The 13657-nt window shown below is 75.6% G+C and carries 14 protein-coding genes; 8 read left to right on the top strand and 6 right to left on the bottom strand.

Annotated elements, in window-relative coordinates; translation table 11 throughout:
- Positions 1 to 505 precede the first annotated feature (505 nt).
- From rpmH to ACU616_RS08140, 8 genes are all read left to right on the top strand, one after another.
- Positions 506 to 643, top strand: a complete 138-nt coding sequence (gene rpmH, locus ACU616_RS08175) for a 50S ribosomal protein L34 (protein WP_040338882.1) — start codon at positions 506 to 508, stop codon at positions 641 to 643.
- A 1-nt stretch (position 644) separates the two neighbouring features.
- Positions 645 to 1028 carry a ribonuclease P protein component gene (rnpA, locus tag ACU616_RS08170; protein WP_446757976.1) on the top strand — a complete coding sequence of 128 codons (384 nt, stop codon included), beginning with the start codon at positions 645 to 647 and terminating at the stop codon, positions 1026 to 1028.
- Positions 1025 to 1420, top strand: coding sequence for a membrane protein insertion efficiency factor YidD (yidD, locus tag ACU616_RS08165; protein ID WP_446757975.1), 396 nt, complete (start codon positions 1025 to 1027; stop codon positions 1418 to 1420). Before rnpA ends, yidD begins: the two co-directional genes overlap by 4 nt.
- Positions 1413 to 2630, top strand: coding sequence for a membrane protein insertase YidC (gene yidC, locus ACU616_RS08160; protein WP_446757974.1), 1218 nt, complete (start codon positions 1413 to 1415; stop codon positions 2628 to 2630). Before yidD ends, yidC begins: the two co-directional genes overlap by 8 nt.
- A 129-nt stretch (positions 2631 to 2759) precedes the next feature.
- The gene (locus ACU616_RS08155) at positions 2760 to 3449 is read left to right on the top strand and encodes a Jag family protein (RefSeq protein ID WP_446757973.1); all 690 of its coding nucleotides are present in this window, start codon (positions 2760 to 2762) and stop codon (positions 3447 to 3449) included.
- The gene (gene rsmG, locus ACU616_RS08150) at positions 3446 to 4189 is read left to right on the top strand and encodes a 16S rRNA (guanine(527)-N(7))-methyltransferase RsmG (protein ID WP_446757972.1); all 744 of its coding nucleotides are present in this window, start codon (positions 3446 to 3448) and stop codon (positions 4187 to 4189) included. Before ACU616_RS08155 ends, rsmG begins: the two co-directional genes overlap by 4 nt.
- Before the next feature lie 90 nt (positions 4190 to 4279).
- A complete protein-coding gene (locus tag ACU616_RS08145; RefSeq protein ID WP_446757971.1) occupies positions 4280 to 5419 on the top strand; it encodes a ParA family protein in 1140 nt (379 codons plus the stop codon).
- Entirely contained in the window at positions 5416 to 6495 is a 1080-nt protein-coding gene (locus tag ACU616_RS08140) for a ParB/RepB/Spo0J family partition protein (RefSeq protein WP_446757970.1), read from the top strand. Before ACU616_RS08145 ends, ACU616_RS08140 begins: the two co-directional genes overlap by 4 nt.
- 70 nt (positions 6496 to 6565) lie before the next feature.
- On the opposite strand, the gene ACU616_RS08135 is transcribed toward ACU616_RS08140, so the two are convergent.
- The 6 genes from ACU616_RS08135 to ACU616_RS08110 all read right to left on the bottom strand — a co-directional run bounded on the left by ACU616_RS08135 (position 6566) and on the right by ACU616_RS08110 (position 13622).
- Positions 6566 to 7573: a D-alanine--D-alanine ligase family protein gene (locus ACU616_RS08135; RefSeq protein ID WP_446757969.1), complete on the bottom strand. Its 1008-nt coding sequence runs from the start codon at positions 7571 to 7573 to the stop codon at positions 6566 to 6568.
- 4 nt (positions 7574 to 7577) lie between these two features.
- A complete protein-coding gene (locus tag ACU616_RS08130; protein WP_446757968.1) occupies positions 7578 to 8972 on the bottom strand; it encodes an aminotransferase-like domain-containing protein in 1395 nt (464 codons plus the stop codon).
- Positions 8973 to 9222: 250 nt separating this feature from the next.
- Entirely contained in the window at positions 9223 to 10317 is a 1095-nt protein-coding gene (locus ACU616_RS08125) for an N-acetylmuramoyl-L-alanine amidase (RefSeq protein WP_446757967.1), read from the bottom strand.
- Between the two features lie 181 nt (positions 10318 to 10498).
- Positions 10499 to 10870 carry a thioredoxin gene (gene trxA, locus ACU616_RS08120; RefSeq protein ID WP_446757966.1) on the bottom strand — a complete coding sequence of 124 codons (372 nt, stop codon included), beginning with the start codon at positions 10868 to 10870 and terminating at the stop codon, positions 10499 to 10501.
- A gap of 63 nt (positions 10871 to 10933) precedes the next feature.
- Positions 10934 to 11944 (bottom strand): thioredoxin-disulfide reductase, encoded by a 1011-nt coding sequence (gene trxB / locus ACU616_RS08115; RefSeq protein ID WP_446757965.1) that lies wholly within the window; start codon positions 11942 to 11944, stop codon positions 10934 to 10936.
- 76 nt (positions 11945 to 12020) lie between these two features.
- Positions 12021 to 13622 (bottom strand): hypothetical protein, encoded by a 1602-nt coding sequence (locus tag ACU616_RS08110; protein WP_446757964.1) that lies wholly within the window; start codon positions 13620 to 13622, stop codon positions 12021 to 12023.
- Positions 13623 to 13657 lie beyond the last annotated feature (35 nt).

Genomic DNA, 13657 nt, shown 5'->3' with positions numbered 1-13657 from the left:
GGGCGGCGGTCGGGTCGACCGGGTGGTCGGCTCCCGGACCGGACGCGGTTGCCCGGACCGGAGCGACGGCGACGCTAACAGCCTCGTCCACAGCCCGGCAACGACGGTCGGGGACTCCTGGGACGGCCGGTGCGCGTGTCGGTCGGCGTGTCGTCGACCGTCCGTCGGCGTGCCGACACCGCCCGCCCGGCCCAGGCGGTGCACGCTCGCCCGTCCGGCAGGTGGCGGGAGCCGTTCCGGAGCCCCGGCGGGCCCTCCCCGGTCGCCGTCCCGGGTGCCCGCCGTCCTCGGCTATGCTGGTCGGAGTCTGTGGGCCGGTCGCGGTGCCCTGACACGGTCCGGCGCCGGTGTGCGGCGGGTCCGCTGTCCGGAGGCGGCGGGGACGGCCCGCAGCGACCAGCCTCCCGGGGTGCTGCGCAGCGGCGGTCGCCGTTCGCCGGTGCCCCGCAGCGTGCCTGCCCACCGGCGGGCCCGCACCACCGATGTCCTGCCGTAGGAGTACCCCGTGAGCAAGCGCACCTTCCAGCCGAACAACCGCCGCCGGTCCAAGACCCACGGCTTCCGGCTGCGGATGCGCACCCGCGCGGGCCGCGCGATCCTCGCCGGCCGCCGCCGCAAGGGTCGCGAGAAGCTCTCCGCCTGAGGTGCTGCCCGCGCAGGCCCGCCTGCGCCGGCGTCCGGAGTTCACCGCGGTCGTCCGGTCGGGCCGGCGTGCCGGTCGGCCGACCATGGTCCTCCACTACCTCCCCGTCCGTGCCCCGGCCTCCCCGGCCGGGGCCGCTGGCGTGCCCGCGGGCCCGCGGGCGGGTTTCGTCGTGGGCAGGACGGTGGGCAACTCCGTGGTGCGCCACCGCGTGACCCGGCGGCTGCGGGCCGCCGTCCGCGAGGAGCTCCCCCGCCTGCCGGCCACCGCCGACCTGGTCGTCCGGGCCCGTCCCGAGGCGGCCACGGCGTCCTCCGCGCGGCTGCGCCGCGACCTCGCCGCGGGCCTCGACCGCGTGCTCGCCGAGCGGGCCGGCTCCTCGTGAGCCCCGCCCGCCGTCCCGGCCGCGTCGCCCGGGCGCTGCTGGCCGCCGTCGGCTTCTACTCCCGCGCGATCAGCCCGGCACTGCCCCCGCGCTGCCGCTTCGCGCCCACCTGCAGCGCGTACGCCGCCGAGGCGGTCGCCGTCCACGGCGCCGGCCGCGGCTCGTGGCTGGCACTGCGGCGGCTGCTGAAGTGCGCCCCCTGGCACCCCGGCGGGTACGACCCGGTCCCGGCGCAGCGCGCCGGCCGCGCGACCGCCGGAACCGGCGGCGACGGCCGCACGTCGAGGACAGCAGCACCCCTCCCGGTGCCCGCCGACGGCGCCCGTCGTCCCGCCCCCGAGACCCCACCGGCTGACCGCCGGTCCCCGCAGCAGGAGGCTGGCGTTGCTTGACTGGCTGTACACCGCGATCGCCTTCGTCATGAAGACGTGGCACGCGGTGTTCTCGACGTTCCTCGACCCCGCCGGCGGCATCACCTGGGCGCTGTCGATCATCTTCCTCGTCGTCACCGTCCGGCTGATCCTCTTCCCGCTGTTCGTCAAGCAGGTGAAGAGCCAGCGGGCGATGCAGGAGATCCAGCCGGAGATCCAGAAGCTGCGCAAGGAGTACGGCGCCGACCGCCAGGGCTTCAGCCAGGCGATGATGGCGCTGCAGAAGGAGCGCGGGGTCAACCCGCTGGCCGGCTGCCTGCCGATCCTGCCGCAGATCCCGGTCTTCCTGTCGCTGTTCCACGTCCTGCGCCGGCTGCGGCCGGGCGCCCCGGGCCTCTACAGCTGGGACGGCACGCTCACCGACCAGGCCGCGCGCGCGGAGCTGTTCGGGGCGCCGATCTCCTCCTCGTTCAACATGACCGGCCAGAAGGCCGTCGACATCCTGGCGCTGCCCGGCGTCACCCAGGGCGGCATCCGCGCCGTCGCGCTGACGCTCATGGTGATCATGTGCGTGACGACGTTCTTCACGCAGAAGCAGATCATGAGGCGCTCCGGCCCGGTCGAGGGCCAGGCCGCGATGGTGCAGAAGCTGCTGCTCTACGGCATGCCGGTCAGTCTCTTCGTCACCGGCTTCTTCTTCCCCATCGGCGTCCTGCTGTACTGGATGACCAACAACCTGTGGACGCTGGGCCAGCAGTTCTTCATCCTGCGCAAGATGCCCCCGCCCGGGTCCCCCGCTGCGCTGGCCAAGGCCGCTGCCGACAAGCCGGCCGTCGACCCGAGGACCCTGGCCCCGCGGCCCGGCGCCAAGCCGGTCCGCACCCGCGGCGGCCGCCCGGCGTCCGCCGGCGTCGACCTGGGCAAGGACTCCACCGGGGTCGGCGCGGGTGACGACAGCACCCCGGACGGCGGGGTGCAGAGCCCCGGCGTCGCGCTGACCAAGGGCGGCAGCGACGCCGACGGCGCCGGTGTGGACGGCGCCGGTGTGGACAGCGCGGGTGCGGACGGCGCGGGCGTCAAGGGCACGGGTGCCCACGGCAGCACCGCGGCGGGCGCCTCCGGTGCCGCCGGCCCGGGCGGCCGCGCCGGTGGCGGCAAGGGCTCCCGCCCGGCCAACCGCGCTCCCCACGGCCGCCCCGCCGGCACCGGCGGCAAGCGCAAGCGCCGCTAGCTCCCCGCGGCCCCGAGCGTCCTGACGCCCGGAGCGGCCGCACTCGGCCGGGCCGCGCACCCGTCGCGCACCCGACCTCCCGAGACCACCGGGTCCGCCCGGCTGCCCGCACCGACTGGAGGTACCTCCGTGAGCGTTCCGCACCAGCCCTCGACCGACACCGCCACGACCGCCGAGGCGACCTCGGGCGCCGTCCTCAGCCCCGCGGCCGACACCCCACCGGCCGAGCCGACCGACCTGCCCGACCCCGACGACGCCAGCGACGACGCCCTGCTCGAACCGGCCGACGACGAGCCGTCCGACGATGCACCGTCCGGCGATGCACGGTCCGGCGGCGCGGGTGGGGGCAGGAGCGGCACCGACCTGCTCGTCCGCGAGGGCGACGTCGCCGGGGACTACCTCGAGCGGCTGCTCGACATCCTCGACGTGGACGGCGACATCGACCTCGACGTCGAGGGCGACCGGGCGTCGGTGGCCATCGTCGGCGGCGAGCTGCAGGACCTGGTCGGCTCCGACGGCGCCGTCCTGGAGGCCCTGCAGGAGCTCACCCGCCTGGCCGTGGCGCAGTCGACCGGCGTCCGCAGCCGCCTGATGCTCGACATCGGCGGCTACCGCGCCCGCCGCCGCTCCGACCTCACCTCGCTGGCCGCCGAGGCCGCCCGGCGGGTCGCGAGCAGCCGGCAGGCCGAGCGGCTGGCGCCGATGAACCCCTTCGAGCGCAAGGTCGTCCACGACGTCGTCGCCGGCGTCGCCGGGGTGCACAGCGAGTCGGAGGGCGAGGAGCCGAACCGGCGCGTCGTGGTCCTGCCGGACGCGTGAGCGGGCTCGCGGACCTCCCGGGGGACGAGCCGGCGGCGCGGCCGCGGGGCGCCGCCGGGGCGGCCGCTCCGAGCGGGCCCGGCACCGGTGCCGCACCGGCCCGCGACGCCCCACCGGCCCCGGCCGCCGCACGCTCGGTGTTCGGGGCGGGCCTCCCCGACGCCGAGCGCTACGTCGCCCGGCTGGCCTCCGACGGTGTGACGCGTGGGCTGATCGGGCCGCGTGAGGTCCCACGGCTGTGGGAGCGTCACGTCCTCAACAGCGCCGCGGTGGCCGAGGCGGTGCCCGAGGGCGCCCGGGTGGTCGACGTCGGCAGCGGCGCGGGCCTGCCCGGGATCCCGCTGGCGCTGGCCCGCCCCGACCTGGGGCTCACCCTCGTCGAGCCGATGGCGCGGCGGGTGGAGTTCCTCGAGGAGGTCGTGGCCGAGCTCGGCACGCCCTGGCGGGTGGTCCGCGGCCGCGCCGAGGAGCGCGCGGTGGTCCGGGAGGTCGGGCCGGTCGACGTCGTCACCGCGCGGGCGGTGGCCGCCCTCCCCCGGCTGGTCGGCTGGTGCCGCGGCCTGCTGCGGCCCGGGGCCCAGCTGGTGGCCCTCGTCGGTGCCCGCGCGGTGGAGGAGCTGCCCGCGCTCGTCCCCGAGCTGGAACGGGCGGGGATGCGCGACATCCACCCCCGGGCTGTCGGTTCCGGGCTGGGAGAGGCTGCCACTACCGTGGTGGTCATGACCCGTGGGTCCCGGTGAACCGTCGACGACGGACCGCCGTTCCACGTGGAACCCGTACAGACACCCGACCCCGTTCCACGTGAAACGGGTCGGCAGGGAGGACCTGCGATGACCGACCCGGGCCAGCGGCTGCGCAGCAGCCTCGCGGCCGACTCGGCGGCCGGCCCCGGCGCGGACTTCGACAGCCCCATCGCCATGGAGGCCCTGCGCGCCACCCGCGTGCTGCACGCCGCCGACCAGGAGCCCTTCCCCGCGCCGGGCCGCATCCGCGTCGTCACCGTGGCCAACCAGAAAGGCGGCGTCGGCAAGACCACCTCGACGGTCAACCTGGGCGTCGCGCTGGCGCTCTACGGCCTGCGGGCGCTGGTCATCGACCTCGACCCGCAGGGCAACACGAGCACCGCCCTCGGCGTCGAGCACACCGTGGGGACGCCGTCCATCTACGACGCCCTGGTCGGCGACAGCTCACTCGCCGACGTCGTCCACCCGACGACGGCCAGCCCGAACCTGCGCTGCGTCCCGGCGACGATCGACCTGGCCGGCGCGGAGATCGAACTGGTCTCCGTCGTCGCCCGCGAGTACCGGCTCCGCCGCGCGATCGAGGGCTACGTGCACGCGCTGCCCGAGGACCAGCGGCCGCACTACGTGCTCATCGACTGCCCGCCGTCGCTGGGCCTGCTCACGCTCAACGCGCTCGTGGCCGGCGACGAGGTGCTCATCCCCATCCAGTGCGAGTACTACGCGCTGGAGGGCCTCGGGCAGCTGCTCAACAACATCGAGCTCGTGCGCGCGCACCTCAACCCGGGGATCGCCGTCCGCACGATCCTGCTGACGATGTACGACGGCCGCACGCGCCTGGCCGACCAGGTCGCCGAGGAGGTGCGCAGCCACTTCGGGGACCTGGTGCTGCGGACGGTCATCCCGCGCAACGTGCGGGTGTCGGAGGCGCCGGGCTACGGCCAGTCGGTGCTCACCTACGACCCGGGCTCGCGCGGCTCCACCAGTTACGTGGAGGCCGCCCGCGAGCTCGCCGAGCGCGGCGTGCACCTGCGACCCGAGGCCGATCCCCGGCCGATGGGGCCGCCGCCTCCCCCGCCGCCGGCCACCGCGCCGATGCCGGTGGTCCGTCCCCCGACGGCGTCGGCCACCGGCTCCCGCGCGGACAGCTCGCTGGCCGGCCGGGCCTTCGCCGGCACCGACGCGGCCGTCCTGCCCGTTCCCACCTCCGTCGACGAGGAGACCCGATGAGCAAGCGTGGCGGCCTCGGCCGGGGGCTGGCGGCGCTCATCCCCACCAGCGCCCCGCCGGCCGAGGCGCCCGCGGTGCACCTGGTGCCCCAGGGGTCACAGCCGTCCCCCGTGGCACCGGCTCCCGAGGCGCCGGCCGGCGGGCAGACGGCGCCCGAGCCCCTCGCGCCGCCGGTCGCGGTGCTGCCCCCGGCCGCGCAGGCCGCCGCCGAGGTGGCCCGGCAGCGCGACGAGGCGGTGGGCGTGCCGGGCGCGCAGCTGCGCGAGGTGTCGGTCGGCGAGATCGTCCCCAACCCGCGGCAGCCGCGGCAGGTCTTCGACGACGAGGCGCTGGAGGAGCTCACCCACTCCGTGCGGGAGTTCGGGCTGCTCCAGCCGATCGTCGTGCGCGAGCGCAGCGCCGAGGACGGGGCCGGTGGCGGCTACGAGCTCATCATGGGCGAGCGCCGCCTGCGGGCGGCCCGGGCGGCCGGTCTCGACGTCGTCCCGGCCATCGTCCGGGACACCACCGACGACGCCCTGCTGCGCGACGCGCTGCTGGAGAACATCCACCGCGTCCAGCTCAACCCGCTGGAGGAGGCCGCGGCTTACCAGCAGCTGCTGGAGGAGTTCGGCGCCACCCACGAGGAGCTGGCCGGGCGGATCGGGCGCAGCCGCTCGCAGGTCACCAACACCATCCGGCTGCTCAAGCTGCCGGTGAAGGTGCAGACCCGGGTGGCCGCGGGGGTCATCACGGCCGGCCACGCGCGGGCACTGCTCGGCCTCGACGACGCCGAGGCGCAGGACGCGCTGGCCACCCGGATCGTCGCCGAGGGGCTGTCGGTGCGGGCCACGGAGGAGGCGGTGGCCCTCGCCGCGGCCGAGCAGCCGGCCTCCCGCCGCCGGGCCCGCCGGATCAGCGCGCCGGGCGTCGAGGACCTCGCCGGCCGCCTCTCCGACGTCTTCGAGACCAAGGTGAAGGTCCAGATCGGCCGGGCCAAGGGGCGCATCGTCGTCGAGTTCGGCTCGGTCGACGACCTGCAGCGCATCATCGGGCTGATGGCCCCGGAGGTGGCCGGGCGCCGCGGGGAGGACTGAGACGCGAGAGCCCGGCCTTCCGTCACGGACGGAAGGCCGGGCTCTCCCGGTGAGCTGGGGGCGGCCCGGCTCAGCGGGCGGTGTGTGCCCGGCGGGTGAGCAGCCGGGCGAGGACGTCGCCGAGGTCGTACCCGGCGGCCTCGACCGCCATGGGGAACATCGACGTCTCCGTCAGCCCCGGGGAGACGTTGACCTCGAGAAAGTGCACCTCGCCGTCGGGGGAGACGATCGCGTCGGTGCGCGAGAGGTCGGCCAGGCCCAGTGCCCGGTGCACCCGGACGGCGAGCTCGGCCGCCCGGACGGCGACGTCGTCGGACACGCGGGCCGGGGCGTGGTACTCGGTGAGGCCGGGCGTGTAGCGGGCGGTGTAGTCGAACACCCCGGACTCCGGGACGATCTCCACCGCCGGCAGCGCCTCGGGCCCCGTCCCCAGGTCGACCACCGAGACGGCGAGTTCCACGCCGTCGACGAACCGCTCGACCAGCACCGTCTCGCCGTAGGCGAAGCAGCTGACCATCGCGGCCGGCAGGTCCTCGACCCGGCTCACCTTCTGCGCGCCCAGCGCGGAGCCGCCCGAGGCCGGCTTGACCATCAGCGGCAGCCCGAGACGGGCCACGATGAGGTCGAGGACGGCGCCGGCGCCCAGCTCCCGGAACGTGCTGTGCGGCAGGGCCACCCAGTCCGGCGTCGTCAGCGCGGCGGTGCGGACGACGGACTTGGCGGCCGGCTTATCCCACGCCAGGCGGCAGGAGGCGGCCGGCGAGCCGACGTAGGGGACGCCGGCCAGGTCGAGGACCGCGCGCAGGGCGCCGTCCTCCCCCGTCGCGCCGTGCAGCGCGATGAACACCGCGTCGGCGGGGGCGGCGGCGAGGCCGGGCAGCAGCTCGGCGTCGGCGTCGCGCAGCTCGGCGTCGACCCCGACCCGGGCGAGCTCCTCGACCACCTGGGTGCCCGAGGACAGGCTGACCTCCCGCTCGAAGGTCAGCCCGCCGGCGAGGACGACGGCGCGCAGCGAGGTCGCCTCGGCAGCGGCGTCGGCGGCGGGATGGGCGGCGGGTGGTGCGGCGGGCTCGGTCACGGCGTCAGTCCTCGGTCCGGTCGCTGTTGGCGGGGCCGACGATGGTCTCGGCGGTGTTGGTCGGGGAACCGACCGCGCGGAACGTCCCGGTGTCGACGGTGTCGAACGTGCTGTGCAGGTCCAGCTCGGCCTCGATGACGCGGGCCAGCCGGCGCACGCCCTCCCGGATCTGGTCGGGCTCGGGGTAGCAGTAGGACAGCCGCATGTGCTCGCGGCCCGACCCGTCGGCGTAGAAGCCGATGCCGGGCACGTAGGCCACGTGCGCGTTGACCGCGCGGGGCTGCATGAGCTTGGCGTCCAGGCCGTGCGGCAGCTTGAGCCACACGTAGAAGCCGCCGTCGGGGTGCGTCCAGGTGGTGCCCGGCGGCATGAGCGCCTGCAGCGACTCCAGCGTGGCGTCGCGCCGCTCTCGGTAGAGCTCGGTGAACAGCTTGATCTGCTCGCGCCACGGCTGGGTGTCGAGGTAGCGGGCGACGGCGTACTGGGTGAGCGAGGGCGGGCAGAGCACCTGCGCCTCGGTGGCCAGCACCAGCTTCTCGCGGACGGCGAGCGGGGCGAGCACCCAGCCCACCCGCAGACCCGGGGAGAAGGTCTTGGAGAACGAGCCGAGGTAGATGACCCGCTGGGCGTCGCGGGCCCGCAACGCGCGCATCGGCTCGCGGTCGAAGCCGAGCAGGCCGTAGGGGTTGTCCTCGACGACCAGCAGGTCGTACCGGTCGGCGATGTCGACGATCGCCTGGCGGCGCGGCTCGGACAGCGTCACGCCGGCCGGGTTGTGGAAGTTGGGCACCGTGTAGAGGAACTTCACCCGGTCGCCGTTGGCCCGGCACTCCAGCAGCGCCTGCTCCAGCGCCTCGGGGACCAGGCCGTCGTCGTCCATGGCGACGTGCCGGACGCGCGCCTGGGCGGCCTGGAAGACGCCGAGCGCGCCGACGTAGGACGGGCCCTCGGCGAGGATGACGTCACCGGGGTCGCAGAAGACGCGGGTGACCAGGTCCAGGCCCTGCTGCGAGCCGACGGTCACCACGACCTCGCTGGGCGAGGCGTCGGTGATGCCCTCCAGCGCCATGACGTCGCAGATGCGCTCGCGCAGCCGCGGGTCGCCCTGGCCGGAGCCGTACTGCAGGGTCTGCGCGCCCATGCCGCTGACCAGTTCGCCGATCATGGAGCCCACGGCGTCCAGCGGGAGGGCGGTGACTGCGGGCATGCCGCCGGCGAGGGAGACGACCTCGGGCCGGCTCACCACGGAGAACAGCGCGCGGATCTCCGAGGACTTCATCCCGTGCGTGCGTGCTGCGTACCGGTCGGCCAGGGGGTCCAGCCGCGGGTGGCGGGGCACGACGTGCGAGTGGGCGTGCGGGGTGCCGGACGACGGCTGTCCCGGCGGGAGAGAGGCCACCCGTCGAGTGTAGGGAGGGCGCCCGCGTCGCCCGCCCGACACCGCCGGTGAGACGGACCCGTCCGCCCGCCGCCGTCCCACGCGTCCCACCGGCACCGTGGCGGGGCTCACGCGTCGGCCGCCCGGCGGGGTTCGGGGGCGCCGTCCTCCCGCACCGGAGCACGTCCTCCCGCACCGCAGCGCGTCCTCCCTCACGGTGGGCGGTGAGGGAGGACGCGCCACGATCAGGTGACCTGATCGTGGCGCGCGGCTACACCCGGCCGGGGAGGACGAAGGTGCCGGTGGGCGGGTCGGCGTCGGCAGGCAGGAAGAGCCGCTGGACGGCGGCCAGGACGGCGGAGGCGACGGTGCTGCGCAGCCGGGCGTCGAGCAGCAGCAACCGGTCGACCGGGTGCGACAGGTAGCCGCAGTCGAGGCGGACGGCCGGCATGCGGGTCATCCGCAGCAGGTCCCAAGTCTTGGGGTGCCCGCCCAGGTCGAGCATGCCGGTGCGGGCGACGACCTCGCGGCGGGCCAGGTCGGCGAAGCGCTCCCCCACCGTCGACGACGTCCCCGACCCGGTGCCGTAGTAGTAGCTGGCCACCCCGCGGGCGTGCTCGGACTCGTGGGCCTCCAGGTGCAGGGAGATGAACAGGTCGGCGCGGGCGTCGTTGGCGAAGGCGGTCCGCTCGGCCGGCGTCGGGTCCTGGTCGCGGCCACGGGTGAGGTAGACCGTGGCGCCGGCGGCGGCCAGCTGCCCCTCGATCCGGCTGGCCAGGTCCAGGACCAGGTCGGCCTCGGTGGTCTCCCCCGAGGTGACGCCGGGGTCGGCACCGCCGTGGCCGGGGTCGACGACGATGCGGCGGCCGATGAGGTGCGGGCCGCTGTCGACCAGCGAGGCGCTCTGCCGCAGCAGCTGCGGGCGGCCGCCGGTGACCTTGCGGCCGAGCTGGCGCAAGGCGCGCAGCGTGGCCGGCCCGCAGGTGCCGTCGGAGGTCAGCCCGTAGTCGCGCTGGAAGGCGCGCAGGCCCACCTCGGTCTCGGGACCGAAGATCCCGTCGGCGCGGCCGGCGTCGTAGCCTAGCTCGAGCAGGCGCTCCTGCAGGCCGGTGACGTCGTCGCCGCGCACGGGCCGCTCGGGGTCGTGGTGCAGCAGCCGGTCGCCCAGCGACCACCGCGCCTCCGACAGCGCGCGGTAGGTCTCCTCACCGACCCGGCCGTCGACCGACAGCCCGCGCACCTGCTGGAAGTGGCGGACGGCGAGCTCGGTGGCCTGGTCGTACACCTCGGTGCCGGCGTCGTCCGGGACGCCGTCGGCCGGGGCGAGCAGGCCCAGGCTGCGCAGGGCGGCCCGGACGTCGGCCACGGCGGGTCCCCGCCTGCCGGGACCCAGCGGTTGCATGCTGCTCTCGCTACCCATCGCGCTCGATTGTCCCGTCCGCGACCCCGCGCGGCCCGCCGGGGGTCCTCCGGACGCACGAGGACCCGCTCCTCCGACCGGAGGAGCGGGCCCTGGCTGCGGCCTCCCCGCAGGGAGGTCCGGTGGCTCAGATGTAGTCGGCCAGGTCGGAGAGGATGGCGCCCTTGGGCTTGGCGCCGATGATGCTCTTGACCGGCTTGCCGCCCTGGAACACCGTCATGGTCGGGATCGACATGACCTGGTAGTCGCGGGCGATCTGCGGGTTCTCGTCGATGTTAAGCTTGGCGATCGTCAGCTTGTCGCCGTGCTCGCGGGCGATCTCCTCCAGGACCGGGGCAACCATCTTGCACGGGCCGCACCACTCCGCCCAGAAGTCGACGAGGACGGGCTTGTCGCTACCCAGCACCTCGTTGGCGAAGCTGGCGTCGGTGACCGTCACGGTGTTGCCTGCCATGGTCGTTCTCCTCTGTGTCTGGCTCGGGTGGCCCGGCCGGGTCAACCGGCCCGACCGGTGGTCTATGCCCGGTGCGCGCAGGGCGCACCCGGCGGTGGGCGAGCGGCGTCAGCGCTCGTCGAAGGTCTCGGCCAGCCAGCGCTCGGCGTCGATGGCGGCGGCGGCACCGGTGCCGGCCGAGGTGATCGCCTGGCGGTAGACGTGGTCGACCACGTCGCCGCAGGCGAAGACGCCGTCGATGTTGGTCCGGGTGGTCGGGTGCTCGACCTGGACGTAGCCCTCGTCGTCGAGCTTGAGCTGGCCGACGAACAGCTCGCTGCGCGGGTCGTGGCCGATGGCGACGAACAGGCCCGAGACCGGCAGCTCCTCGGTGGCGCCGGAGCCGACGTCGGTGAGCTCGACACCGGAGACGGTGGAGTCGCCGAGGACGTCGGTGACCTGCTTGCCGAGGGCCCAGCGGATCTTCTCGTTGTCCTGCGCGCGCTTCTGCATGATCTTCGAGGCACGCAGCTCCTCGCGCCGGTGGACGACGGTGACCGTCTTGGCGAAGCGGGTGAGGAAGGTGGCCTCCTCCATCGCCGAGTCACCGCCGCCGACCACCACGATGTCCTGGTCGCGGAAGAAGAAGCCGTCGCAGGTGGCGCAGGCCGAGACGCCGTGGCCGAGCAGGCGCTGCTCGTTGTCCAGGCCCAGGTACCGGTACTTCGAGCCGGTGGCCACGATGACGGCGTGCGCCCGGTGCACCTCGTCGCCGACCCTGACCACCTTGGGGGTGGCCGTGAGGTCGACCTCGGAGACGTCGCGCGCGACCAGCTCGGCACCGAAGCGCTCGGCCTGCTGGCGCATGTCCATCATCAGCTGCGGGCCCTGGATGCCCTCGGCGAAGCCGGGGAAGTTCTCCACCTCGGTGGTGGTCATCAGCGCGCCGCCGAACTGCGAGCCCTCGAAGACCAGCGGGTGCAGGTTGGCCCGCGCGGCGTAGACCGCCGCGGTGTACCCGGCCGGGCCCGACCCGATGATGATCAGGTCACGGACGCCGTCGTGCTCCGCCGGCGGGATGACGGGCGACGTGACCTCGGTGGTCGTGGCGGGGCCGGGGGTCGGCTGAGAATCGGTCACGCGCGGCACAACGAGGATCGTAGGTGCGGCATTCCCGCAGGCAGGGGCCGGGACACCCCCGTCGGGGGGTCCTGCCTCAGCCGGCGGGGGTGACCGCGACCTCGGCCAGGTCGCCGGCGAAGCCGTCCTCGGCGGGCACCAGGCCGGTCACCCAGACCAGGACGTACTGCGTGGTCACCGGCTCGTCGAAGGTCAGGTCGGTGGTCCCGTCGACGGTGCCGGCGGCGGCGACGGCGAAGGAGTCGAGGTCGCCGTCGCGGCTGTCGCCGGTGCGCACCTCGACGGAGATGCCCGGCGTCGTGGTGGTCAGCGTGACGCCGGCGACCGGCTGGGCCGAGCCGAGGTCGTAGACGACCCCGATGCCGGGCTTGAGGCCACCGAAGGCGGCCGAGCCGCGGTAGGTGTAGGTCGACCACGCCGTGGCCGGGTCGCCGTCGTAGGACGCCGGGACGTCCCCGGGGTTGTCCGGGTCGCCGTCACCGAAGGGGTCGAGGACCGTGCCGCCGGCGATGGCGACCGGCGCGCCCCCGGAGGACGACGCGGCGGCGCTCCCCTCGGCGGCCGCACTGCTGGTGGAGGGGCTGGAGCGCACGGCGCCGGGCACCTCGTCGACGCTGCCGGCGACCGACAGCAGGTGGGTGCCCACCCACCAGGCCAGCGCGATCACGACGAGCAGCGCGGCGAGGGGGAGCCCCACGACCAGCAGCCGGCGGCGGCCGTCGACGCGCTCGTCGGCGCCGTCGGTGTCGCCGTCGGCGGGCTCGTTCCCCGGCAGGGGGAGGGCCGCCCGGCCGCTCGGCACGGGCGGCATCGTCCGGCGCTCGAGGCGCTCCGGGTGCTCGGCGTCGGCGGCGGCGGCGGTCGGCGCCGGCTCCTCGCCCGCCTGCTCGGTGTCGCGGTGCTCGCGCAGCCGGCGCAGCCAGCCGCTGTCGCTCTCGTCCCGGCCGCGCACCGGCGTGCCACCGGCGCGGGGGCGCTCGGCCAGCAGCGCGGCCATCGCCGCGGCGCTGGCCAGCCGCGCCCCCGGCTCGGTGGAGCGGGCCCGGCGGACCAGGGCGGCGAGGTCGGGCTGGTCGATGACCGGCGGGTGGGCGGGGGTGCCGCCGGGTCCGGAGGCGCCGGCGCGCGAGCCGGTGAGGCAGTACTCGAGCAGCGCGCCGAGTGCGGCGATGTCCTCCTGGACGGTGCCGGTCGCGGCGGGGACGGCGCGCAGGCCGACGAGGCCGTTGGGCCGCAGGACGACGGTCTCGGGGCTCAGCCCGCCCACCGCGAGGCCGACCCGGTGCGCCTCGGCGACGCCCTCGGCCAGCCGGCGCAGGACGGTGCGGGCCTCCCGCTCGTCCATGGGTCCGGACCCGAGCCGCTCGGCCAGGGTCTGTCCCTCGATCCACTCGTTGACGACGTAGGCGGCACCCCCGCCATCGTTCCCGCCACCCTCGGAGGCGTCGTAGACCATCGCCAGCGCCGGCGTGGCCAGCCCGCCCGCGGTCAGCGCGCGGGTGATCCAGGAGCGGGCGGCGGGGCCGCCGGGCTCGTGCACCCGGACGGCGACGTCACGGTTGAGGACCCGGTCCTTGGCCCGCCAGCAGTGGATGACGCCGGTCTCGGTCCGCTCGACCGGGCCGACCTCGTCGAGGGGGCGGTAGCGGTCGGGGAGCCCGGTGATCGTGGACGTCATGGACGCGGACGACCTCCTCGACCCTCCCCGGCCGG

The sequence above is a fragment of the Geodermatophilus sp. URMC 62 genome, from assembly GCF_052931475.1.
This window is presented reverse-complemented; position numbering and strand designations above follow the sequence as displayed.